The 21,697-nt window shown below is 65.6% G+C and carries 22 protein-coding genes; 3 read left to right on the forward strand and 19 right to left on the reverse strand.

Annotated elements, in window-relative coordinates; genetic code table 11:
* Positions 1–46: 46 nt before the first annotated feature.
* Complete coding sequence (locus ATB98_RS10180) at positions 47–733, reverse strand: glutathione S-transferase family protein (RefSeq protein ID WP_066872918.1); 687 nt, start codon at positions 731–733, stop codon at positions 47–49.
* A gap of 87 nt (positions 734–820) precedes the next feature.
* On the opposite strand from ATB98_RS10180, the gene ATB98_RS10185 reads away from it, so the two are divergent.
* Positions 821–1,273 (forward strand): MarR family winged helix-turn-helix transcriptional regulator, encoded by a 453-nt coding sequence (locus ATB98_RS10185; RefSeq protein ID WP_066872921.1) that lies wholly within the window; start codon positions 821–823, stop codon positions 1,271–1,273.
* A 24-nt stretch (positions 1,274–1,297) separates the two neighbouring features.
* Here ATB98_RS10185 and ybaK read toward each other — a convergent pair whose 3' ends face one another.
* From ybaK to tatA, 4 genes are all read right to left on the reverse strand, one after another.
* Positions 1,298–1,771: a Cys-tRNA(Pro) deacylase gene (gene ybaK / locus ATB98_RS10190; RefSeq protein ID WP_066872924.1), complete on the reverse strand. Its 474-nt coding sequence runs from the start codon at positions 1,769–1,771 to the stop codon at positions 1,298–1,300.
* Between the two features lie 222 nt (positions 1,772–1,993).
* Positions 1,994–2,344: an ArsC family reductase gene (locus ATB98_RS10195; protein WP_066872928.1), complete on the reverse strand. Its 351-nt coding sequence runs from the start codon at positions 2,342–2,344 to the stop codon at positions 1,994–1,996.
* Between the two features lie 73 nt (positions 2,345–2,417).
* Entirely contained in the window at positions 2,418–3,053 is a 636-nt protein-coding gene (locus ATB98_RS10200) for a YitT family protein (RefSeq protein ID WP_066872930.1), read from the reverse strand.
* 1 nt (position 3,054) lies between these two features.
* Positions 3,055–4,224, reverse strand: coding sequence for a tyrosine aminotransferase (gene tatA, locus ATB98_RS10205; protein ID WP_066872933.1), 1,170 nt, complete (start codon positions 4,222–4,224; stop codon positions 3,055–3,057).
* 210 nt (positions 4,225–4,434) lie between these two features.
* Here tatA and ATB98_RS10210 point away from each other — a divergent pair, with 210 nt between their 5' ends.
* Positions 4,435–4,905: an Lrp/AsnC family transcriptional regulator gene (locus ATB98_RS10210; protein ID WP_066873172.1), complete on the forward strand. Its 471-nt coding sequence runs from the start codon at positions 4,435–4,437 to the stop codon at positions 4,903–4,905.
* A gap of 185 nt (positions 4,906–5,090) precedes the next feature.
* Here the strand turns inward: ATB98_RS10210 and ATB98_RS10215 are convergent, their stop codons facing one another.
* The 5 genes from ATB98_RS10215 to ATB98_RS10235 all read right to left on the reverse strand — a co-directional run bounded on the left by ATB98_RS10215 (position 5,091) and on the right by ATB98_RS10235 (position 9,997).
* Complete coding sequence (locus ATB98_RS10215; protein ID WP_066872936.1) at positions 5,091–6,740, reverse strand: SWIM zinc finger family protein; 1,650 nt, start codon at positions 6,738–6,740, stop codon at positions 5,091–5,093.
* Positions 6,741–6,775: 35 nt separating this feature from the next.
* On the reverse strand, positions 6,776–7,177 hold the full coding sequence (locus tag ATB98_RS29965; protein ID WP_066872939.1) for a DUF3024 domain-containing protein: 402 nt from the start codon (positions 7,175–7,177) through the stop codon (positions 6,776–6,778).
* 133 nt (positions 7,178–7,310) lie between these two features.
* Positions 7,311–8,873 (reverse strand): glutamine-hydrolyzing GMP synthase, encoded by a 1,563-nt coding sequence (gene guaA, locus ATB98_RS10225; protein ID WP_066872941.1) that lies wholly within the window; start codon positions 8,871–8,873, stop codon positions 7,311–7,313.
* A gap of 102 nt (positions 8,874–8,975) precedes the next feature.
* Positions 8,976–9,614, reverse strand: a complete 639-nt coding sequence (locus ATB98_RS10230) for a 5'-methylthioadenosine/S-adenosylhomocysteine nucleosidase (RefSeq protein WP_066872944.1) — start codon at positions 9,612–9,614, stop codon at positions 8,976–8,978.
* Positions 9,611–9,997 (reverse strand): PaaI family thioesterase, encoded by a 387-nt coding sequence (locus ATB98_RS10235; RefSeq protein ID WP_234781901.1) that lies wholly within the window; start codon positions 9,995–9,997, stop codon positions 9,611–9,613. The genes ATB98_RS10230 and ATB98_RS10235 overlap by 4 nt, the downstream gene beginning before the upstream one ends.
* A gap of 233 nt (positions 9,998–10,230) precedes the next feature.
* On the opposite strand from ATB98_RS10235, the gene ATB98_RS10240 reads away from it, so the two are divergent.
* Positions 10,231–10,791 carry a GNAT family N-acetyltransferase gene (locus ATB98_RS10240; protein WP_066872950.1) on the forward strand — a complete coding sequence of 187 codons (561 nt, stop codon included), beginning with the start codon at positions 10,231–10,233 and terminating at the stop codon, positions 10,789–10,791.
* 205 nt (positions 10,792–10,996) lie between these two features.
* Here ATB98_RS10240 and ATB98_RS10245 read toward each other — a convergent pair whose 3' ends face one another.
* The 9 genes from ATB98_RS10245 to ATB98_RS10285 all read right to left on the reverse strand — a co-directional run bounded on the left by ATB98_RS10245 (position 10,997) and on the right by ATB98_RS10285 (position 21,673).
* Complete coding sequence (locus ATB98_RS10245) at positions 10,997–12,088, reverse strand: DUF1513 domain-containing protein (protein ID WP_066872953.1); 1,092 nt, start codon at positions 12,086–12,088, stop codon at positions 10,997–10,999.
* A gap of 286 nt (positions 12,089–12,374) precedes the next feature.
* A complete protein-coding gene (locus ATB98_RS10250; RefSeq protein WP_066872957.1) occupies positions 12,375–13,502 on the reverse strand; it encodes an imelysin family protein in 1,128 nt (375 codons plus the stop codon).
* Entirely contained in the window at positions 13,502–15,046 is a 1,545-nt protein-coding gene (locus tag ATB98_RS10255) for a di-heme oxidoreductase family protein (RefSeq protein WP_066872960.1), read from the reverse strand. Before ATB98_RS10255 ends, ATB98_RS10250 begins: the two co-directional genes overlap by 1 nt.
* 47 nt (positions 15,047–15,093) lie before the next feature.
* Positions 15,094–16,374 carry an imelysin family protein gene (locus tag ATB98_RS10260; RefSeq protein WP_066872963.1) on the reverse strand — a complete coding sequence of 427 codons (1,281 nt, stop codon included), beginning with the start codon at positions 16,372–16,374 and terminating at the stop codon, positions 15,094–15,096.
* A 163-nt stretch (positions 16,375–16,537) separates the two neighbouring features.
* Positions 16,538–17,827 carry an RsmB/NOP family class I SAM-dependent RNA methyltransferase gene (locus ATB98_RS10265; protein ID WP_066872966.1) on the reverse strand — a complete coding sequence of 430 codons (1,290 nt, stop codon included), beginning with the start codon at positions 17,825–17,827 and terminating at the stop codon, positions 16,538–16,540.
* 181 nt (positions 17,828–18,008) lie between these two features.
* A complete protein-coding gene (locus tag ATB98_RS10270) occupies positions 18,009–18,383 on the reverse strand; it encodes a septal ring lytic transglycosylase RlpA family protein (RefSeq protein WP_084435415.1) in 375 nt (124 codons plus the stop codon).
* A gap of 551 nt (positions 18,384–18,934) precedes the next feature.
* A complete protein-coding gene (locus ATB98_RS10275; protein WP_066872977.1) occupies positions 18,935–19,810 on the reverse strand; it encodes an SDR family oxidoreductase in 876 nt (291 codons plus the stop codon).
* Positions 19,798–20,970, reverse strand: coding sequence for a tRNA epoxyqueuosine(34) reductase QueG (gene queG / locus ATB98_RS10280; RefSeq protein ID WP_066872980.1), 1,173 nt, complete (start codon positions 20,968–20,970; stop codon positions 19,798–19,800). The genes ATB98_RS10275 and queG overlap by 13 nt, the downstream gene beginning before the upstream one ends.
* A 10-nt stretch (positions 20,971–20,980) precedes the next feature.
* Positions 20,981–21,673, reverse strand: coding sequence for a glutathione S-transferase family protein (locus tag ATB98_RS10285; protein ID WP_066872984.1), 693 nt, complete (start codon positions 21,671–21,673; stop codon positions 20,981–20,983).
* Positions 21,674–21,697 lie beyond the last annotated feature (24 nt).

Raw genomic sequence — 21,697 nt, forward strand, 5'->3', positions numbered from 1 at the left:
TTCAGGGTCAGACCCTAGACCGGTTCCGCGGAAAACAGAAGGCTCTTCAGGCCGCCACCCGTGCCGTCTTCAGCAGCGCCGCGTCGTGCCTGTCGAGGAACGCCATCAGCCGCTCGTGGTAGTCATCGGTGACCGCGGCCTTCACGCTCGGCCTTTCGGCAAGCGCCCGGCGCCAGGCGGCAACGCGCGGGCTGCCGTCGAATATGCCGCTGTCTGAGATCGTGTCGAACACGTCGAAGTAGCGGAAGATCGGCGCGAAGACGGCATCGACGAGGCTGAACTGCGCGCCGGCGAAATAGGGACCGTCGCCAAGCTCCGCCTCGACGGTTGAGAACTTCGCCTCGAGCACGCTGCGCTTGGCTTCCAGCGCCTGCGGATCCTGGGTGGTCTCGTAGACCCAGAGGTCGGAGAGGATGGACGAGCCGAACTCCATCCAGCCGCGATGGCGCGCACGCGCCAGCGGATCGGCCGGGTGCAGCTTCGGTCCCGCTTGCGTTTCCTCGAGGTATTCGCAGATGACGGTGCTTTCGAAGAGGATCGTCTCGCCCTTGTCTTCGCGGATCCTGAGGAGCGGCACCTTGCCGAGCGGCGAGATTTTGAGGAACCAGTCGGGCTTGTTGGCAAGGTCGATATAGGCGCGTTCGAAGGCGACGCCCTTTTCGTCGAGCGCGATCGCGGCACGCTGGACGTAGGGGCAGAGGTGGTGGCTTATCAGGGTCAAGGCTGCGGTCATCGGTCATCTCCATGGATCGGTATAATGTAGATGCAATTGCATATATATCGGCTTGCAAAAGCCGTCAAGGTAGATGTAATTGCATCTATGAGCGGAGAAATGACGAAAAGCGACGAACCGACCGCGGCAACGACGCGGGCATGGGTCGGCCTGATGCGGGCGCAACGCAGCGTCCTTTCGGCCATCGAGAAGGATTTCAAGGCGGCGGGCCTGCCGCCATTTGGCTGGTACGACGTGCTCTGGGAACTGGTGAAGGCCGAGGACGGCCGATTGCGCCCCTTCGAGATCGAGGCACGGACGCTGCTTGCGCAATACAACCTTTCCCGCCTGATCGACCGGCTGGAGAAGGAGGGCCTCGTGCGGCGCGAAGCGTTCGAGGAGGACGCGCGCGGCTGTTGGGTCGTCGTCACCGAGGCGGGCCGCGCCATGCGGGCACGCATGTGGGAGACCTACGGGCCGTCGATCACCCGCCATGTCGGCAGAAGGTTGAGCGAAGCGGAGGCAAGCGCGCTTGCGGCGCTGCTTTCGCGGCTCGGCTGAAAGGCGGGCCGTGCGGTTGGATGATCAGGCGATCAGGGCTGCAGCTATCGCCTTCAGCACCGCTTGCGCGTCGTTCGGGTGAAGCCGCACCTGCAGCCCCCTTTGTCCGCCGTTGATGTAGACCAGCGCTTCGGCGAGCGCCGCCTCCTCGATCGCCGTCGGGACGAGCTTCCTCTGGCCGAAGGGGCTGATGCCGCCGACATGATAGCCGGTGAGCCGCTCGGCGTCGGCCGGCTTCATCATATTCGCGGCCTTGCCGCCGAAGGCGGCGGCGAGCTTCTTCATGCTCACTTCCCGGTCGGAGGGCACGATGCAGCAGACCGGCTTGCCGTCCACCTCCGCCATCAGCGTCTTCAGGACACGCGACGGCGCCTCACCGAGCGCCTCGGCCGCCTGCAACCCGACGCGCTCCGCGCCGGGATCGTAGTCGTAGCTGTGGACGGTGAAGGAAACGCCGGCCTTTGCGAGCGTCTGCGTTGCCCGGGTCGTTTTGGACATGGCTTTTCGGTTCCTGTTCCTCGAACGCTCGACATCGGCTTGAAGGTGATCGCCCCTCTCCTCGGGTTAAACCCGAGAACTGACCCTCTCCCCGTTCCGACTCCGTCTGACGGGCGAGGGGACTGAGGCGCCGCGACATATCCCTTCTCCCCGTCAAAACGGGGAGAAGGTGCCGGCAGGCGGATGAGGGGCCATCGAGCCGAATCCACCCCGCTTGATCCGTTATGCCCCGAACGCGGTCTCGTAGAGCTCCGGCTTGAAGCCGACGAGCAGCCTGCCGTCCGACTCGAGCACCGGGCGCTTGATCATCGAGGGCTGCCTGAGCATCAACGTGATCGCCTTCTCGGCGTCGAGATCCTGCTTCTCGGCCTCCGGCAGATTGCGAAAGGTCATGCCCGATCGGTTGAGCAGCGTCTCCCAGCCGAGCGCCGCACACCAGTTTTCGAGCCGGGCACGATCGATGCCCTCGGCCTTGTAATCGTGGAACCTGTATTGCGTGCCGCGGCCGTCGAGCCAGCCGCGCGCCTTCTTCATCGTGTCGCAGTTCTTGATGCCGTAGATCGTGACAGTCATGCCGAATCGTCTTTCTGGAGCCAAACCCAAAGACACATAGCCCGCGCGGTCCCCGGGAGAAAAGACCGAGGTCTCAGGTGACCCCGACGTAGCGGCCGGGCTTGTGGTTGATCGCAAGCGTCATGTTGACGACGACAGCGCCGGCGACCGAGAGCATGAGGTTCGTCGGCGGCAGCAGGAAGGCGGCGGCCGCGAGAATCGCGAGATCGACGGCAAGCTGGAAATAGCCGGCGCGGATGCCCCATTCCTCCTGCAGGTAGATCGCCAGGATGTTGATGCCGCCAAGCCCGGTGCGGTGGCGGAAGAGGATGAGCAGCCCCATGCCCATCAACGCGCCGCCGGCGATTGCGGCGTAGAGCGGATCGAGCCGTGCGAACTCCACCCATTCCGCCGTCAGGCGTGAGAAGAGCGAGACGAGGCTGACGGCAAGAAAGGTGCGCAACGCGAACCGCCAGCCGAGCCGCTTCACCGCGAGCAGGTAGAAGGGCAGGTTGACGAGCGAGAATACCAGCCAGAAGCCGGCGCCGGTCGCATATTGCAGAAGCAGGGCAAGGCCGGCCGTGCTGCCGGTGATGAGCACGGCCTTGCCGTAGATCACGACGCCGAGCGCGACGATCAGCGTTCCGGTGAGGATGGCGAGAATATCCTCGTAGAGCCTGTGCCGTTCCGGCGCCTCGGCGCCGGAAGCGGTGTCCTTGTCGGTTTTCATCTCAGAGGCTCGTGAACTTGGCGATGACGTCGGCGACTTCCGCCGTCTTCAGCCCGGCAATGTTGATGCGGCCCGAAGCCGGCATGTAGATGGCATGCTCGGTCCTGAGCCGCATCACCTCCGCCTCGGTGAGCGGCAGTATCGAGAACATCCCCTCCTGTTCGGCGACCGCCCCGAGGCTCTGCCAGCGGCCGCGCAGTCCCTCGGCGAGCGCCTGGCGGATGCCGGTCATGCGCAGCCGCATCGCTTCCAGTTCCTCCGCCCAGTCGCGCTGAAGCTCGGGATCGGCGAGGATCGTGCGCACCACGGCGGCGCCGTGGTCCGGCGGCATCGAATAGCTGGTGCGCGCGATCCCCGCGAGGTTGGACCGGACGGTGTCGGCGGAAGCGGGCGAGGCGGTGACGCCGAAGATCGCGCCGGTGCGCTCGCGATAGAGCCCGAAGGATTTCGAGCAGGAGACGGCGACGAGCGCTTCCGGCACGACGCCAAGGAGATGCCGGAGCCCGGCGACGTCCTGCTCGAGACCGCGTCCGAAGCCCTGATAGGCGAGGTCGACGAGCGGCAACAGGCCGCGCTGGTTGACGAGCGTCGCGATCTCCAGCCATTGCGCAACGCTCAGCACGCCGCCGGTCGGGTTGTGGCAGCTCGCATGCAGGAGCACCGCGTCGCCGGGGGCGGCCCCCTCGAGGGCGCTGACGACATTGTCGAAGATCACCGACTGCGACGGAATGTCGAAGAAGTCATAGGTGGCGATCGTGAGCCCGGCCGCCTTGAAGATCGGCGGGTGGTTCGGCCAGCTCGGCAGCCCGAGCCAGATGCCGCGGCCGCCGATGCGGGCGAGGAGGTCGGCCGCGAGCCTCAGCGCGCCGGAGCCGCCGGGCGTCTGCACACCGGCAACGCGGCTCCGCTCGACCGTATCGCCGGCGACGAGCTTCCACAGATGATCGAGGAAGGCGAGGTCGCCTTCGGGGCCGACATAGGCCTTGGTCTCCTGCGTTTCGAGCAGCCGCTTTTCCGCTGCCTTGACGGCACGGAAGATCGGCGTGCGCCCGGTCTCGTCGCGATAGACGCCGACGCCGAGGTCCACCTTGCCGGGGCGCTCGTCCGCACGGAACAGGCCGATCAGGGCGAGCAACGGGTCGTCGGGTTGGCGGGCGAGAGCGTCGAACATGCCGGAATTCCCTTTGGAGATGAGGATAAGCAGATAGTCGGTTCATGGACCGGGAAAGGCAAGCCGCAACGCGGCCTGCTCCATTCGTCTGTAAGCTGATCTTGGCGCAAATTCGACTAGGGAATTGCTCGAATCGTCACCGCTTCTTAGATGTTTTTGCGCTATTCTCGGCGCGAGATACAGAAATTTGCGGCGGCGAAGGATATCAGCATGGAGCGCAGGCAAACGGAGCTGGATGCGATCGACCGCCGGATCATCCGGCTGCTGATCGAGGACGCGTCGAGGAGCAATAACGAGCTGGCGGAGAAGGTCGGCCTCTCGCCCGCACCGCTGTCGCGACGGCTGGCGCGCCTCTATTCGGCCGGCATCGTCCGCCAGACCGTCGTCGTCGATCCGAGAGCCCTGGGTATCGGCTTCCAGGCCTTTGTCGAGGTGACGCTGGAGCGCACCGCCAGCAAAGTGGGGCAACGCTTCATCGAGCTGGTCTCGCGCATGCCGGAGGTGGTCGAATGCCACACGGTCGCAGGCGACTTCGACTTCCTGCTGAAGATCGCGGTGCGCGACGTCGCGGATTACAAGCGCCTGCTTTGGAGCGAATTCGAGCAGATCGCCGAGATCAAGACGCTCCGCTCGACCATCCTGCTCGACAGCCCGAAGATGCAGGCCGGCGCCACGCCGTGATGTTTGGTCGCTCATCCCGCTGCCGCGACCTTCTCCCCGTTTTGACGGGGAGAAGGGGACGCCGCCTACGATCCTGGCCCTGTCGGACAGGCTTTGAAGGGCAGGGCAATTGCCGCGAGTCCCCTTCGCCCCGCTTGCGGGGAGAAGGTGGCCGGCAGGCCGGATGAGGGGGCGCTTCCAGGGCCTTACCCCAGAAGCTTCATGAAATTGCGCTTGCGCTTGTGCCGCAGTTTCAGTTCGGCGACATAGGCCGCATGCCCGGCCGCGTCGCGCAAGCCGCCAATGCGCGCGATCAAGCGAGCCGCTTCCTCATAGCTGTAGTTGCCGCCCCTATTGACGAGCTGCTCGACATATTCGGCATAGACGCCGATCGCCCGCTCCGGGTGCGTCGTCTCGGAGGCTCTGGCAAGCGTTCGTCTGATATGCATCGAAGCGCTATGCTTTTTTGCGGCGGCCCAGGCGGCATCGAGCCGTTCTTCATGAATGAGGATTTCGACGAGAAGGTCGGCTCTCGGCGACTGCCAGTCGCTTTTCGGGGCAATGCCCGTGCCGCCCTCCAGCGACCTGACCGCAGCGTCGGCTGCGGCCTCGCCCTCAATCTGGCGCAGCCTCTTATAGAGTTCGAGGGTCGGCGACTTGCCGAAGGTACGCCACAGGTGCTGCAAGGCATCCGAATTGCGGCCGGCCTTTGACAAGAGTTCCGCCGCGAAAAGGATGAGCCGATGGTCCGGCGCTTCGTCCTCGAACACCCAGAGCCCCTCTTCGACCCAGCGGAGAGCCTCCTCCTCGCGACCATGCATCCGGCAGAACTCGGCGAGCTGCAAATATCTCCACTGCGAAGACAGATCCTTGGTGCGAAGCGCGATCCGGGCGTCGAGATCGCCGTCACGGGCCGCGAAGCTGTCGAGGATGCCGAGCAGCAGGTCCGCCGCGAAATCGTGATATTGCCGAACGCCTCTGCCGCCGCTTCGCGGCGGTATCTCTTCCCACGCGGCCGTGGCAAGGCGGCGATACTCGGCGAGCCCTTCTTCGCCCAGGACGTCGGAATAGATATTTGCGGCGCTATGGAAAGTGTCATAGTCGCCCGCCGTCTCACGCTCGAAAAGGACGCGAGCAAACGATACGGGCTCCGGCCGAGCGACGCGGGCGGCAGCGAGATGGATATCGCGTGTCCGCTCAAGCAGCGCGTCGCAATGGCCATCGGAATCGTCGATGCTGGCGATCGCGCGCTCGATCCGGTCAATCGCCCGGTCGGCAAGCTGGAGCGCAAGCTCGCCATGTCCGTTGGCCGGAAGTCCGGCGAGGGCGTCGAGCACCGCGTCCACATCGGCGGCCCAGCCGCCGGCCTCTCCGTATTCCACGTATTCTGCGGCATGCGTGACGTCGTCGATCGCCCGGCTGAGGCGCGTCTCGACTGCCTTGCCGTCGCCGTTCGTGCTCACGGCGGCCATGTCCAGCCGGCGAAACAGCGCCAGATCGCGCTCGGCGAGGTTCATGATCATGTCGACCAGCGCTTCGACCCCCTTTCCCAGGAGGTGCTTGCGAATATTTGCGAGCTTGCCGCCGCCCTCCTCCAGCTCCCTGGCGCCCTTCCCGGCATTCGCCGCCAGTGCCGCTGCAACGAGATGTTTGCAGAATCCGTGATCTTCGAAGGCGCGGCAGGTGCATTCGCCGTCAAACGAGCGGCCGCCGCCGGTAAGCTCGGCGCGATAGCCCTCGGTGCCGCTCACATGCGCCAGCACGCGATCGGGCGTGATGGCGAGAAGCTCGACGCGATCCTCGCGGAAATAGGTCTCTCCCCGTGCGAAGACGGTTCTGCCGGCGTGTTCCCGCAAGGCGTCAACGTTGAAACGTGATGTACTTTCAGAATTCATAGGGGGTGCAGCAACTCGTCGGTTTCGATGAGGTGGAGCGCCTCTTCGAGTGTGACGCCGGAATGGAGGCGCCACCACCGCCCGGTGTGCCTGAACCACATGAGGTCGAAGCGGGTGCCGTCGATGCATTCCTCCAGATGGTCGAGGCGCGCGAACCCCACGTCGAATTCTTCGCCGGCATTGTCGGCAAAGCCGGAGCGGTAGCGCGTGATGAAGCTGCACTTGCCGCTTCGCCACTTGCCGAAGATATCGACCGGATAATTGAACTGGGTCGGGCGGATATTCGGCAGGAAGCGGGGCTTCAGCTTCTCCGCTATGAATTGCTCGCAGACCGCGGCGATGGCCGCTTTTTCCTTGGGGTCAAGTGCCTTGACCCACCTCCACTCTCCCCGTGCCATGGACCCTCCTCGCTGGTGGCTTGGGCGGGGAACAGCCTATACGGAAGCTGCGACGGCGCAACAGGTCGGCCGGGTTATCCTCAGCGAACTCGGGCGCACCTGGCGGCGCCCGCCCGACATCTCCGGTGATCGCTCATTCCCACTCGATCGTGCCCGGCGGCTTCGAGGTGACGTCGTAGACGACGCGGTTGATGCCGCGCACCTCGTTGATGATGCGGGTGGCCGCGCGGCCCAGGAATTCCATGTCGTAGTGGTAGAAGTCGGCGGTCATGCCGTCGACCGAGGTGACGGCGCGCAGCGCGCAGACATATTCGTAGGTGCGGCCGTCGCCCATGACGCCGACCGTCTGCACCGGGAGCAGCACGGCGAAGGCCTGCCAGATCGCGTCGTAGAGACCTGCCTTGCGGATCTCGTCGAGATAGATCGCGTCCGCCTCGCGCAGGATCTCGAGCTTTTCGCGGGTGATGCCGCCAGGGCAGCGGATCGCAAGGCCGGGGCCGGGGAAGGGATGGCGGCCGATGAAGCTGTCGGGCAGCCCGAGTTCGCGGCCGAGCACGCGCACCTCGTCCTTGAAGAGTTCGCGCAGCGGCTCGACGAGCTGCATGTTCATGCGCTCCGGCAGGCCGCCGACATTGTGGTGCGACTTGATCGTCACCGACGGGCCGCCGGTGAAGGAGACGCTTTCGATGACGTCCGGATAGAGCGTGCCCTGCGCGAGGAAATCCGCGCCGCCGAGCTTCTTCGCCTCCTCCTCGAAGACCTCGATGAAGAGGCGGCCGATGATCTTGCGTTTGGTTTCCGGATCGCTGACCCCTTCGAGCTCGCCGATGAAGCGGTCGGAGGCGTCGATGTGGAGGAGGTGGAGGTTATAGTGCTCCTGGAACATGGCGACGACATTCGCCGCCTCGTCCTTGCGCATCAGGCCGTGGTCGACGAGGATGCAGGTAAGCTGGTCGCCGACGGCCTCGTGGATGAGGAGCGCGGCAACGGAGGAATCGACGCCGCCCGAAAGCGCGCAGATCACCTTCTTGTCGCCGACCTGCTGGCGGATCGCCTCGACGGCCTTGGCGCGATAGGCCGACATCGTCCAGTCGCCCTTGATGCCGGCGATCTTGTGCACGAAATTGGCGATCAGCTTGGCGCCGTCCGGCGTGTGGACCACTTCCGGATGGAACTGCACCGCGTAATATCTGCGCTTCTCGTCGGCGATGAAGGCGAAGGGAGCGTTGGGCGAGGTCGCCACCACCTCGAAGCCCTCCGGCAGCGCGGTCACGCGATCGCCATGCGACATCCAGACCTGGTGGCGCGAGCCGAGCGGCCAGAGCCCCTCGAAGAGATCGCATTCCTTCTCGACCTCGAGGAAGGCGCGGCCGAACTCGCGGTGATGACCGCCCTCGACCTTGCCGCCGAGCTGGGCGCACATGGTCTGCTGGCCGTAGCAGATGCCGAAGACCGGCAGGCCGCTCTCGAAGATCACCGACGGCGCCCGCGGCGAGCCGATATCGAGCGTCGAGGCGGGGCTTCCCGACAGGATCACCGCCTTCGGCTTCAGCCGCTTGAAGCCGTCTTCGGCCGACTGGAACGGCACGATCTCGCAATAGACGCCGGATTCGCGCACGCGCCGGGCGATGAGCTGCGTCACCTGGCTGCCGAAATCGACGATGAGGACGGTATCGGGATGGGCTGTCTCGGTCATGGCGGGCCTTCAAGCTTGGACATGGCGAGCCTTTAATGAAAGCCCGGCCTTGGCGCAACGATAACATTGCACCCCGACAATATACCGCCGGAAGCCGGGCGGTCAGAGCCGGATCGCGCCGCTCTCGATCGCGGCTTCGAGCCGGTCGATGGTGCCTGCGAGCTTTTCGTCGATGACGTGCAGATAGGCGGTCCAGTCGTCGACGTGCTTCAGCTCCGCCGTGCCGTCGGAAATGCCCCTGAGCCCGATCAGCGGCACGCCGAAACTCTGGCAGGCCCGCAACAGGGCGAAGGTTTCCATCTCGACCATGTCGGCGTCGATCTCCTCATAGGCCTTGCCGGAGACGATATTGGCGCCGGTCGAAAGCCGTGCCTCCTTGACGCCCGGAACGCGCAGCGGCAGCTCGACGACGGCGGGCAGGTCGAGGAAGGGCGTCGCGCCCTTCCTGAAGCCGAGCGGCGAGGCATCCATGTCGCGATAGCCGACCGAGACGGCCTGGTAGACTTCCGTCTGCTCGAGTATGGCGGAACCGGCCGAGCCGAGCGAAACGACGAGATCGGGCAGGCTCGCTTTCGCCTCGAGGCCGGCAAGCGCCTTCGTCAGGGTGACGGCCGCCTCGACCGGCCCGACGCCCGTCATCAGCGGCCTGATGCGGGCGCTGAGGCAGGGGCCGTATTCCGGGTCGACGGCCATGACGTAGAGGATCTTTTTGCCGGCGACCGGCTTCAGCTCGAACGTCATCCCTCGATACCCTCGCGCCCGCGCACCACCATCATCGTTGCAGTCATCGAGGCGATCAGCTTCGCCGGCCCGTCGTGCCGGATGGCATAGGCGCGCCCGTCCGAGACGATGATCGTCGTTCCGGGCTTCGTCACCTCGCCGCGGAAGAGGAAGCGTTCGCCGCGCCCGGGCGACAGAAGATTCACCTTGAACTCGATCGTCAGCAGCGATGCGTCGGGGTCGATCACCGAATAGGCGGCATAGGTGCCGGCCGCATCGAGCGCGGCGGAGATGATGCCGGCATGGAGCAGCCCGTGCTGCTGCGTCAGCTTGGCGTCGAAAGGCAGTTCGATCTCGACCGTTCCCTGTTCGACGCGCGTCAGTTCGGCGCCGATCGTACGCATCGCCGCCTGCCGGGCGAAGCTGTCCCGGGCACGGGCGCGGAAATCATGTGGCTCGGTGTCGTCCCTCAATTGGAAAGCCCCTGCGAAAGCGGGTCCGACATGCCCGCGTCGCGCCGACAGTTGCACGCGTCGCAACGCAGGACAAGCGCAATCGCGCGGCGGCGTCGGCGGCCCCGCGGAATCGCTGCCCTCCGGGCTTTCGCCGGGCGCGAGCCGACCATATATCATCTGCGATGAAGAGCATCAGGCGCATCGAAATCCGGCCAGCCGTGCCGGACGACCTCATGATGATCGCTTCGGTCCTGGTCCGGACCTGGCGGGCGACCTTTCGCGGCATCATTTCCGATGGTTATCTCGACGCGATGACCGTCGAAGACCAGGCGATCCGCCATGCGCGGCGCATGCGGCTTCCCGGCAGCTGCCTGATGGTCGCCGTCGACATGACGGAAATACGGGTGATCGGCTTTGCCAATTACGGCAAGGCGAGGGGAATGCCGCCCGCCTTCGACCGCGAACTCTACGAGCTCTACCTGCTGCCGGAGTTCCACGGCGCCGGCATCGGTTCGGCGCTGGTGCGCGCCGTCGCGACCCATTGCCGGGAAACGGGAGCGTCGTCGCTCTTTGCCTGGGTGCTCAAGGACAATCCGAACAGGGTCTTCTACGAGCGGATCGGCGCGAGGCCCGTCGGGCGCGGGCGCGTCGGCGTCGGCGTCGGCCGGGAAGTCCTGGACCAGGTCGCCTATCGCTGGGACGATCTCGTGGTGCTCTCCGGCTTTGGAAATATCTCGACCTGATCGCCCCTTCAGTCCGTGGACAAGACCCCTCCCCAACCCCTCCCCACAGGTGGGAGGGGCTTGGTGCTCGTTGCGATCCCCTGCCATCTCCCAACGTTGCTTCTCGCGGAGAGGCTTGACAACGGAGGTGGCGGTGCGGCGCGTTAAGCCCCTTTCACCTGTGGGGAGGGAGTTGGGGAGGGGTGAACTCCTCCGCCATGTAGTCTCATTCCGCCCCTGCGATCCTGATTATATGCTGATCCCAGGCGACGGCGCTCCGGCGCTCCTTGAAACGGCCGTCATAGGCGGAGACGGCGAAACCATGCTCCGCTGCCGCAACGCCGGCCGCTTCTGCCACGGCTTCCTCCTTCAAGACCTCGCCTGTCGCAGCATCGAGGGTGACGGCGACGTTGCCCTTGGGCGAGGTGAGGCCGACGAGCCCCTCGCGGCGGTTGACGGCGATGGCGCCGACATAATTGGCGAGCGCCGCCGTCGTGCGCTCGGGCAGGGCGACGAAGCTCAGCGCCTCGCCCCTGGCGAAATGGCCGACGAGCGGCGGCAGGTCGTTGCGTGCGCCCTCATATTGGCAGGCGAACCAGATCCTGCCGTCGGCGCCGATGTCGACGTGACGGGTGGAGAGGCGCCTGAGTTCGGACGGCAGCGTGTGTTTCTCGATGAGCGTTCCCGTCGCGGTGTCGACGAGGGTCAGGCTCGGCTCCATGTGGTCGAGATTGAGCTTGGTGCGGCCGAAATCCGGATGGGTCTCGATGCCGCCATTGGCGATCGCGAGCGTGCGCCCGTCCGCGGCAAGGGTCATGTCGTGCGGGCCGATGCCGTAGGTCGGGAATTCGCCGATGCGGGCAAAGCCTCGGCTGCCGTCATAGACGCCGATCATGCCGCGATTGCCGGCAAAATCGTTTTCGGTGGCGTAGAGCAGCCGGCCGTCGGCGGAGAAGCAGCCATGGCCGAAGAAGTGGCGGCCCTCGACGGCGGTGATGACGACGGGCTCGGCCGCGCCGTCGGTCGAAAGGATCATCGCATAGGTGCCCGGCCGGCGGGCAAAGGCGACCGTCCGCCGGCTCTGCGGCGAAAACGCCATGCCGTGCGCCCGCGCCGGGAGCTGCGTGCGCGCGACGATCTCGCCCTCCTCGGTAACCGTCGCGACTCCGTAGCTGCCGTCCGGCGCCATAAAGGCCGATGCGAAGACGGCATCGGTCCGCGCGAGCGCCGAGGCCCCGCGGGGCTGAAGCGTTGCCACCCAGGCGGCACCGGCCATTCTGACGAAGCTGCGCCGGTCGATGAGTGTCCTGGTGCTCATGCGGTTTCCCATGATCGGTGTGGGCAGAAAGGCACCTCCCATGAAGACCCCTCCCCAACCCCTCCCCACAAGGGGGAGGGGCCAGGTGCCCGCGGCACGCCCAGCGTCATCTGCAACATCCAAGCTCGTGGAGCCGTTGAAAACATCCGAGCTGACGGAACCGGTGAGATTGAGCGGGCCCGGCGCGGCATCGTAAGCCCCTCCCCCTTGTGGGGAGGGATTGGGGAGGGGTCATCGTGGGGAGGCACTTCTCTCAACGCTCTGCATCCTGCAATCGCCGATCGCCTCAATCGCCGTCGGAGAAGGAAAAGCCGGCGCCGAGCCCGATCGCGCCGCCGAAGTCGCGGTTGAGGCGATCGGTGAGGTCGGCGGTGTTGAGCGCGATGAAGTCAAGCGTCTTTCGCTGCCCTTCGTCGGCTAGCGCCGCGTCGATCGGCCCGTCGATCCTCTCTGCTGCGCCGATCAGCACCTTGAAGAGAAAATTGATCGACCCGGCGATCGAGCCGCTGCCGGCCGGGAGCAGGCTTTCCATGCCGGCGGCGTTGAAAAGCTTCTGCAGGGCGCGGAAATTCGCGGAGATGGACGGCATCGTATCGACGGAGCGCCAGTAGATGGCGAGCCGCGGATGGCCCTTGTCCCGCCTGCCGTCGATCGCTCCGGCGTAAAAGGGGCGGAGCCGCTGGTCCTTCACCATTTCGACCCCGTGGACGAGAACCCCGAGCAGTTCGGTCGCGGCTTCCTTGCTGTCGCGGAAGAGCGGATTGCCCGGGCCCGGCTTCTTCCAGGCGGCCTGGATGCCGTCCGGCTTTTCCCATTCGGAAAGGAGCTCGCCGGCGATCGCCTTCAGGTTCTCGGATATGGCACGGCCGTAGCGGCAGCGGAAATCGCCGTCCTTGCCGGAAAGCGTTTCCGCGCCGGTGCCGTAGAGCACGTATTCGAGCGCGCCGAGCCCCTGGACCGCGACGCTTTTCGCCTTGAGGCGCCCGGCGCTGGTCGCGCTCTCCTCGCGCCTGGCGAGAATGGCCTGCACCTGCTTGAGGCCGGTGCCCTTGCGATCGGGATAGAAGAGGAACCGCTCGAAGCGGTTCTGTTCGAGAGCGGGTCCGAGACGGATGATCTCGATCGCCGACCAGCTCTCGACGGTGCCGGAAAAGGCGGAGCGAGCGGCTTCGAGGTTCGCGGCCGACGGTGCCTCGCAAAAGGCCGCCGTCGCTTCGGCAAGAACGGTCGTCGCCTCTGCGAGACCGCGATAGCCGGGGATGATGAAGGCGTCCACGGCCTTGGCCATCACGCCCGGCACGGCGGCCTCGTCGACGATGCGCGGCGAGAGGGCATTGCCCTCCTGCGCCGCCGCCGGCGCGGCGACGGCCGCGAGCGACAAGAGGGCGAGGGCGAGGGCAAGGCTCGGGCGCATCAAAGAGACTCCAGAAATGTGATCAGGGCTTTGCGGTCATCCTGCGGCATGGCGGCAAAGGCGTTGCGGGCGCTTTCCGCCTCGCCGCCGTGCCAGAGGATCGCCTCGGCAGGGTTGCGGGCGCGCCCATCATGGAGCAGGAAGCCGTGTCCGCTGACGGTCCTGGTCAAGCCGATACCCCAAAGCGGCGGCGTGCGCCACTCGCGGCCGTTGGCGACACCGACCTGCTGGCCGTCGGCGAGGCCTTCGCCCATGTCGTGCAGCAGGAAATCGGAATAGGGCCAGATGAGTTGGAAGGCCAGCGCCTTGTGCTCGACATCGCGGCGGGTGACGAACTTCGGCGTATGGCAGGCCGCACAGCCGGCCGCGTAGAAGAGCCGCTTGCCCTTAAGCGTTTCCGGCAAGCTCGCCTTGCGGCGGGCCGGCACGGCGAGATTGGAGGAGTAGAAGGTCACGAGATCGAGCACCGGATCGGGCGCTTCGGCGGTGCCGAGCCGCGGCTGCACGCCGGTCGGGAGCTCAAGGCAGGCGGCTTGCGCGGCGGTGCAATCGCCGTGGCTAAGATCAAGGTCAGGCGTGGAGAGGCCCATGTCGATCGCAAACGCATCGGCCGCCTGCTGGCGCACCGTCGGGTTCTGCGCCTTCCAGCCGAAGCGGCCAAGCGCGACACGGCCGGTCCTGCGGTCGCGCACGAGCGCCGGGCGGCCGCTGACGCCATCGCCGTCACGGTCGTCCGGGTCGGCCCCGGCGAGGATATCGGCCTCGTGGATCGCCTCGATCAGGCCCATGCCGATCATCGGGGGAGCGACGCGGGGAGAGAGCGTCGTCGTCGGGTCCATCGCCCCATAGCCAAGGTCGCCAACCGCGTAGTGCGGCCTCCTGAGCGATACCCGCCCGCCCCCCGCGAGCGTCACCGGCTCCTCGCTGTAGGTGATCGCGACACGCCCCTCGGCGGCAAGGCCGGGGACGGCGCTGTCCTGAAGCTGGGCGCCATAGACCGGATCGGGGAAATTGAGCGCCTCATGCGCTGCGAGCATTTTACGCTCGGCGTCGTCGCGGGCGGCGCGCGCCAGCCGATAGAGCATCGACGTCGCGTCCGCCGCGCCCTCCGGCGGACGGCCGCGTCCGTCGCGCAGATGGCAGGTCTCGCAGGCCCGCGCATTGTAGAGCGGCCCGAGCCCGTCGGAGGCCTGGGTCGAGGAGGGGGAGGAGACCCAGAGCTTCTCGAACAGCGCCTTGCCGAGCTTGAAGTCCTGCTCGTCCTCGAAGGGGAGGTTGGCCGAGACCTGGGAAAACACCTTGCGGTCGGGTGTCGCGATCGTCGTCGTGGCGCCGCCGGAGAGCGCCTCGAAGGGTTCGGCCCTGGAAAAATCCGTCGCCGGCCGGGTGACCGTCAGGACGCGCTGGTAGTCGTGTTCGGAAAGGTCGTCGCGGAGGGGGGTATCCCCCGCCGCGTTCGCGCCGGAATCGCCCACCGATGCTGCAGCGGCGAGGCTGATGAGCGCGGCGAGCGGCAGTGCGAGGAAACGGGCGGTCATGGGCATCGGACCGGGCCGGGCCGCCGCCTGCCGGCAGCGGCCCGCCTTTTCGCTTATTGGAAGACGGCGCCAGGATTATCCAGGCTGTCGGAACCTTCAAGCTCGATCGTGCCGAGATCGAGCGCGGCGATGACGCGCTCGACAGTTTTGGCCTGGGTGATCAGACCGTCGACAGCGGCCTGGACGGGGGCATTGCCCTCCGCATTGCCCTCGCCGATCATCTGGTCGTAGGCCTCGACGGTTTCGGCACGCTTGGCCATCGCCTGCATCTTCTCGACGGTGGCCGCGAGATTGTCCTTCATCTCCTTGTCGAGGGCGGCGTCCTTTGCCGCGACGAGTTCGGAGAGCGAGGGACCGCTGAGCTTCGTGCCGTCGACGCGGGTATATTCGCCGGTATAGGCCGACTGGATGCCGATCGCGTCATGCAGATGCGAGTTGTGGGTGTTGTCCGAGAAGCAGTCATGCTCCTCTTCCGGATCGTGGAGCAGCAGGCCTAGCTTCATGCGCTCGCCGGCAAGCTCGCCGTAGGAGAGCGAACCCATGCCGGTGAGGATCGCGACAAGCCCCGCCTTGGGGTCGGCTTCCACCGCCTTGGCAGCGGCACCCTCCGGCGCCCAGTTGGCGACCATCTCCTTGAGATCGGAGACGAGCAGGCTCGTCGCGGCCTTCAGATAGGCGGCGCGGCGGTCGCAATTGCCGTTGGTGCAGGCCTTGGTGTCGAAGTTCGTATGGGAGCGGTTGCCGGCGCCGGCGCCGGTGCCGTTCAGGTCCTGCCCCCAGAGCAGGAATTCGATCGCGTGGTAGCCGGTCGCGACATTCGCCTCGATGCCGCCCGCTTCCTGCAGCGTGCCGGCGAGGAACTCGGGCGTGATGTTCGTCGCGTCGACGTCCTTGCCGTCGATCTTGATCGTCCTGTTGGCGATCACATTGGCCGTGAACAGCGCGTTCTCGTCGCTCTCGCTGCCGTAGCTCGCGTCGACATAGTCGATCAGCCCCTCGTCGAGCGGCCAGGCATTCACCTTGCCTTCCCATTCGTCGACGATCGGATTGCCGAAGCGATAGACCTCGGTCTCCTGGTAGGGGTTGCGCGCCTTGAGCCAGGCGTCGCGGGCGGCCTTCAGCGTCTCTTCGCTCGGGGTCGCGATCAGCGCGTCGACGGCCTTGTCGAGCGCTTCGGCGGTCGTCAGCGCGTCTTCATATTTGGCATGGGCAATCGCCGCATAGTGTTTGACGACGGCGGCCGCATCGCTTGCCGCATGCGCCGGCTGCAAGGCCAGCGCCGACGTTGCCGTCATGAGCGCCAGCGCGGCGGCACGGATGAAATTCTTGGTCATGACCCTCTCCTTCGCTTGTCGCAAGGCCGGCGAGCACGTGGCTCGAGGCCCGGTAAAGCGCGAGTCTCATGGACCAAAAGTAAACTGGTGTCAAAGTGTATAGTTTAGAATATTTTCAAACTGCTACTTTGGCGGTGGGCTGCACAGGCTTGGCCGGCATGCATCAAGACTTCCGGCCCATCAGGCAGAAGAAGAAACCGTCGGTGCCGGTCGAGGCCGGCGTCAGCGTGACGGTCTTCATGTCGGCGGACCAGGGCTGCGGCTTGTCGGTGCCGAAAAGCGTCGCCCAGCTATCGGCGGCCGAGAGAATCTCGAACTCGGGATTGTCGTCGCAGAAACCGTAGACCTGCGATTCGTTCTCCTCCGGGAGCACGGAACAGGTGACGTAGATCAGGTATCCGCCGGGGCGGACGAACTGGGCGGCGCCGGCAAGCGCCTCCTCCTGCTGCGCCAGCCGCTCCTCGAGGTTCTTCTGCGTCAGCCGCCATTTCGTGTCCGGGCGGCGGCGCCACGTCCCGGTGCCGGTGCAGGGCGCATCGACGAGCACGCGGTCGCAGCGGCCGACGAGGGAGGCGAGCGAGTCGGCGGATTCGTGCACCTGGACATTGCGGGTGCCGGCGCGCTTTAGCCGCTCGATGATCGGCGCCAGCCGCTTGCGGTCGGCGTCATAGGCGTGCACCTGGCCCTTGTTGTTCATCGCCGCGGAGATGGCGAGCGTCTTGCCGCCGCCGCCGGCGCAATAGTCGAGCACCTGCTCGCCCTCCTGCGGATGGACGAGATCCGCGACGATCTGCGAGCCTTCGTCCTGGACCTCGAACCAGCCCTTCTGGAAGGAGATCTCGGCCGTCACGTTCGGCAGCCGCGAGGCGCCTTCGCCGGCCGGGATGCGCACGCCGTTGCGGGCGATGACCGCGGGCTCGGCGCCGCTGCGCTCGAGCGCCTTCAGCACCTTCTCGCGCGTTGCTTTCAGGGTGTTGACGCGCAGGTCGAGGGTCGGCCGGCCGGCAAGCGCCTTCGCTTCGGCAAGCCAGTCGTCCGAGAAGTTTTCCTCGAAGGAGGCCTGCGTCCATTCCGGAATATCGGCCTGGACATTGAGCGGCGCATCCTCGAGCCGGCGCTCGTGGAAAGCCTTCATCATGGTCTCGGAAGGCGCCTCAGGGGCGAACTTGTCGTCGGCGAGTTCCGCCGCGAGCGTGTCGACGGTGAAGCCCCATTGCCGGTACATGACCGCGTGGCCGAGCGCCGTGGCGCTGTCGCTGTCCATGAGATAGGAGTGGGAGAGTTTCATCCGCAGGGCATCGTAGACGATGTTGCCGATGGCGGCGCGGTCGCCGGAGCCGGCGAAGCGGTGGGAGAGACCCCAATCCTTGAGCGCGTCGGCGACCGGACGCCTTCGCTTCTCGATATCGTCAAGAACCTCGATGGCCCCCGAGAGCCTTCCGCCCAATCGCATCTTCGATGATCTCCTTTTTCGCCGTGGTAACGGCGATGGCGGCGAAGAGCAAGACGGCGGCCGGATTATGTGGCGAAGCGGGCGGACCCGAGGCAGCGTGCTGCATGTGTCCTCAGATCGGGCAGTATTTTCAGGACGCAGGCTTCAGGACGCAGACTTCAGAACAAAGGCGGCAGAGCGATCAGGAATTGATGACCTTGTAGCAGATGCTGGCGGTGCCGGAGCGGATCATGCCGATCTGGGAGGCGGCGGCCTTGGAAAGGTCGAGCACCCGGCCGCGGATGAAGGGGCCGCGATCGTTGATGCGCACGACGACGGACTTGCCGTTGCGCTTGTTGATGACCTGGACCTTGGTGCCGAACTTCAGGCTGCGGTGTGCGGCCGTCAGATGCCGGGCATTCATCCGCTCGCCGGAGGCGGTTTTGGACGACAGCGCGTACCAGGATGCCCCGCCGCAACCAGCGCCTGCTGCCTGACTATCGGATGCCGAGACCAAGCCCATCCCGACGGCAAATAGCGCTGCCGCGGCAGCAGTCTTGAGTGTCGCTGGCTTCAAGCGATGCCCCCTTCGGTTCGAAGATTTCGTCAGTTCCCTTGGTGATCGAGCTAATTGGGGCGAAAAATGGCAAAAACGTGCTTCAACCGTTTACGTTCGATTAGGAATTATTGAAAAACGGTTTCAATTTAAAATGAAAGATTGTTTGAATTAGTTTAGAAAACGAAATGAAGTTCTTTGGAATCAGTGACTAAACGTTTTTCGCAGGCCCTTGCGGCGGGCAGCGCCGCTTGCGAGGAAAAAAATCATTAAAAATTTCGACCGGAATGAAAATCCGCCGGTTTCAATCGTCAAATTTACGCGACTATCGCAATGGTTGCATAAGATGGCGGAGTATAGACGGGAACTTGGCAGAATATGGCTGTCAAGCGCAGCGAGTCGGGATCATTACTGTCGGAAGAACTCGCCCATGCTTGGCGGACTACTGCATGTCTTCTTGCGCACCCTCGATTCGAGGGCAAAGACAGGCGGCAAGCCGAAGTGCGACAGCGACCTTAGCGCGTCCGACAGGGCGTGCGACGGGGAGGACGAAGTCACAATGGCGCGGAAAGCTACTCCTGCTTCCAGGTGCCGCTCGCCCAGAGCTGCGCAAGTGAAACGCGATAATTCGGGAAGGCGAATTCGAAGCCGGCATGGCGGAGCCGCGCATTGGAGACGCGCTTGTTCTCGCCATAGAACGAGCGCGCCATCGGCGACATGTCGGCGGTTTCGAAGGGAATTTCCGGCGGCGGCTCGACGCCCATCAGGCGCGCCGCTTCGGCGACCACGTCCTGCGGCGGCCCCGGCTCGTCGTCCGTGACGTTGAATATCCCGCCGATGCCCCGGCCTGCGAGGAAGGCGGCGGCGGCGCCGATGTCCTCGACGCGGATGCGATTGAAGACCTGGTTCTGCTTTATGACGCGCCGTGCCGTGCCCTCGGCGAGGTTGCGAAGCGCGTTGCGGCCCGGTCCGTAAATACCGGCAAGCCGCAGCACCGCGACCGGAATGCCCCGCCGCGCACCGTAGTCGAGCCAGGCGTTTTCCGCCTCGACCCGCTCGCGGGAGCGCTCGGAGACCGGCTTGATCGGCGTGTCTTCCGTCACCCAGCCGCCGCCATGGTCGCCATAGACGCCGACCGTCGAAAGATAGCCGACCCATTGAAGCTTCGGCATGACCTCTTCAAGCGGCGGCGTTGCGGGGCGGAACATCGGATCGCCCTGGCGCCCGGGAGCGATCGACTGGACGAGGTGCGTCGCCCTCGCCATGGCATCGGCAAGCTCGGGGGAAATCGCGTCGCCGTCGAAGAGCAGGGGGTCGATGCCGGCGGCCTTGAGCCGCGCCAGCTTTTCCGGCGCCCGGGTCGTTCCGCTCACCGACTGGGCGGCGGGCGCGAGCGCCTTGGCGATCGCCGTGCCCGAATAGCCGGCACCAAGAATCAGGACATGCATCGGCTCACTCCTGCCATTTCCCATTCCCCAAGGACCTCGTCGTCGCTTTCCGGCCCGCGCGCCCCGGCATAGGCGGTGAACTCGGCCGGCGACATCAGCCTCGAAAGCGCCCAGACGGCCATGCCCCTGACCGTCGGCGAGGGGTCGCTCGCCAGCGCCTTGCAGGCCGGTATCAATGTCTTCTCGCCGGAATTGCCGGCCGCGATCAAGGCATTTCTGATGAAGCGAACGCGTCCGACGCGTTTCACCGGCGAGCCGGAAAAGAACGCGCGGAAGGCGGCGTCGTCGAGCGTCAGCAGTTCGGAGAGTTTCGGCTCCTTCAGCTCGTCGCGCGCCTTGAGCTTCATCTCTGAGGCCGAGTGGGCGAACTTGTTCCACGGACAGACGGCGAGACAGTCGTCGCAGCCATAGATGCGGTTGCCGATCAGCGGCCGAAGCTCGGGCGCGATCGGCCCCTTGTGCTCGATCGTCAGGTAGGAAATGCACCGCCGCGCATCGATCTGGTAGGGCGCCGGGAAGGCGTTCGTCGGGCAGATGTCGAGGCAGGCCCTGCAGGAGCCGCAATGGTCGCGCTCGGGCGCGTCGAGCTCGAGATCGGCGGTCGTGAACAGGCTGCCGAGGAAGAGCCAGGAACCGAATTCGCGGCTGACGAGATTGGTGTGCTTGCCCTGCCAGCCGATCCCGGCCTTTTCCGCGAGCGGCTTTTCCATGACCGGAGCGGTGTCGACGAAGACCTTCACGTCCTCGCCGGCGCGGGCGGCAAAGCGGGTCGCGATCTCCTTCAGCCGTCCCTTGACGACGTCGTGGTAGTCGCGGTTTTGGGCGTAGACGGAGATGGCGCCGCGGTCGCGTTTGGCGAGGATGGCAAGCGGGTCGGCCTCCGGGCCGTAGTTCATGCCGAAGAGCGCGATCGAGCGGACCTCGCTCCACAGCACGCGCGGGCCGGAGCGCCGTTCGGCGGTCTCGGCAAGCCAGTCCATGGTGCCGTGGGCGCCGGCGGCAAGGAACTGCTTGAGCCGCTCCGGCGCTTGCGGAATCGCGTCCGGATGGGTGATCCGACAGACGTCGAAGCCCTTCGACGCGGCCTCCTCCTTCAGGAAGGCGGTGAGGGTCCGTCGCTTCCTGCCCTGGGTCTCCGCGCTCACGGCGTTGCCGGGCATGGCGATGTCCTTAGAAGTCGAGATCCGCATAGTGCGAGACGGGGGTGACGCCGCGCACCCGCTCGGCGAGCAGCGGCCGGAAGGAGGGGCGGGACTTCAGCCGCTGGTACCATTCCTTGGCGGTCGGCGCATCCGACCAGTCGATCTCGCCGAGATAGTCGAGCACGGAGACCGTGGCCGCCGCTGCGAGGTCGGCATAGGAGATACGGTCGCCGGCAAGCCAGGGGCGCGATCCGGCGAGCCAGGAGAGATACTTCATGTGCTGGCGGATATTGTTGCGCGAGGTCCTGAGGACCTTCGAATCCGGCGCGCCGCCGCCCTGGTCCGGGGTCATCTGCAGCTTGAAGATGCGTTCGCGCACCAGCGGCCGCGTCACGTCGGCTTCCATCTTCTGCAGGAACCATTCGGTGAGCCGGCGGATCTCCGCCCGTTGGAACGGATCCTCGGCCAGGAGCCGCCGGTCGCGCTTCATGATGCCGCTGGTTTCGTCGAGATATTCCGAGATGATCGTCGCGCCGCAGAGCGCACGCATGCTGTCGTCGACATAGACCGGTAGCGTGCCGGCCGGGTTCAGCGCCAGAAAGTCCCGCCGGTTCTCCCAGGGCTGTTCCTCGCTCAGTTCCGTCTGATAGCCATATTCCGAGAGGATAAGGCGCACGAACCGCGAGGCTGAGGACATGGGGTGATGATACAGTGTCGGCATCGATGATCAGGTCGGAGCTGTTTT

The organism is Sinorhizobium saheli (assembly GCF_001651875.1).
GTDB lineage: Bacteria > Pseudomonadota > Alphaproteobacteria > Rhizobiales > Rhizobiaceae > Sinorhizobium > Sinorhizobium saheli.

What these genes read in the sequence shown, in the direction of transcription:
- ATB98_RS10180 (WP_066872918.1), bottom strand. Translation starts at nt 733, where the DNA reads ATGACCGCAGCCTTGACCCTGATAAGCCACCACCTCTGCCCCTACGTC.
- ATB98_RS10185 (WP_066872921.1), top strand. Translation starts at nt 821, where the DNA reads ATGAGCGGAGAAATGACGAAAAGCGACGAACCGACCGCGGCAACGACG.
- ybaK (WP_066872924.1), bottom strand. Translation starts at nt 1,771, where the DNA reads ATGTCCAAAACGACCCGGGCAACGCAGACGCTCGCAAAGGCCGGCGTT.
- ATB98_RS10195 (WP_066872928.1), bottom strand. Translation starts at nt 2,344, where the DNA reads ATGACTGTCACGATCTACGGCATCAAGAACTGCGACACGATGAAGAAG.
- ATB98_RS10200 (WP_066872930.1), bottom strand. Translation starts at nt 3,053, where the DNA reads ATGAAAACCGACAAGGACACCGCTTCCGGCGCCGAGGCGCCGGAACGG.
- tatA (WP_066872933.1), bottom strand. Translation starts at nt 4,224, where the DNA reads ATGTTCGACGCTCTCGCCCGCCAACCCGACGACCCGTTGCTCGCCCTG.
- ATB98_RS10210 (WP_066873172.1), top strand. Translation starts at nt 4,435, where the DNA reads ATGGAGCGCAGGCAAACGGAGCTGGATGCGATCGACCGCCGGATCATC.
- ATB98_RS29965 (WP_066872939.1), bottom strand. Translation starts at nt 7,177, where the DNA reads ATGGCACGGGGAGAGTGGAGGTGGGTCAAGGCACTTGACCCCAAGGAA.
- guaA (WP_066872941.1), bottom strand. Translation starts at nt 8,873, where the DNA reads ATGACCGAGACAGCCCATCCCGATACCGTCCTCATCGTCGATTTCGGC.
- ATB98_RS10230 (WP_066872944.1), bottom strand. Translation starts at nt 9,614, where the DNA reads ATGACGTTCGAGCTGAAGCCGGTCGCCGGCAAAAAGATCCTCTACGTC.
- ATB98_RS10235 (WP_234781901.1), bottom strand. Translation starts at nt 9,997, where the DNA reads ATGCGTACGATCGGCGCCGAACTGACGCGCGTCGAACAGGGAACGGTC.
- ATB98_RS10240 (WP_066872950.1), top strand. Translation starts at nt 10,231, where the DNA reads ATGAAGAGCATCAGGCGCATCGAAATCCGGCCAGCCGTGCCGGACGAC.
- ATB98_RS10245 (WP_066872953.1), bottom strand. Translation starts at nt 12,088, where the DNA reads ATGAGCACCAGGACACTCATCGACCGGCGCAGCTTCGTCAGAATGGCC.
- ATB98_RS10250 (WP_066872957.1), bottom strand. Translation starts at nt 13,502, where the DNA reads ATGCGCCCGAGCCTTGCCCTCGCCCTCGCCCTCTTGTCGCTCGCGGCC.
- ATB98_RS10255 (WP_066872960.1), bottom strand. Translation starts at nt 15,046, where the DNA reads ATGCCCATGACCGCCCGTTTCCTCGCACTGCCGCTCGCCGCGCTCATC.
- ATB98_RS10260 (WP_066872963.1), bottom strand. Translation starts at nt 16,374, where the DNA reads ATGACCAAGAATTTCATCCGTGCCGCCGCGCTGGCGCTCATGACGGCA.
- ATB98_RS10265 (WP_066872966.1), bottom strand. Translation starts at nt 17,827, where the DNA reads ATGCGATTGGGCGGAAGGCTCTCGGGGGCCATCGAGGTTCTTGACGAT.
- ATB98_RS10275 (WP_066872977.1), bottom strand. Translation starts at nt 19,810, where the DNA reads ATGCATGTCCTGATTCTTGGTGCCGGCTATTCGGGCACGGCGATCGCC.
- queG (WP_066872980.1), bottom strand. Translation starts at nt 20,970, where the DNA reads ATGCCCGGCAACGCCGTGAGCGCGGAGACCCAGGGCAGGAAGCGACGG.
- ATB98_RS10285 (WP_066872984.1), bottom strand. Translation starts at nt 21,673, where the DNA reads ATGCCGACACTGTATCATCACCCCATGTCCTCAGCCTCGCGGTTCGTG.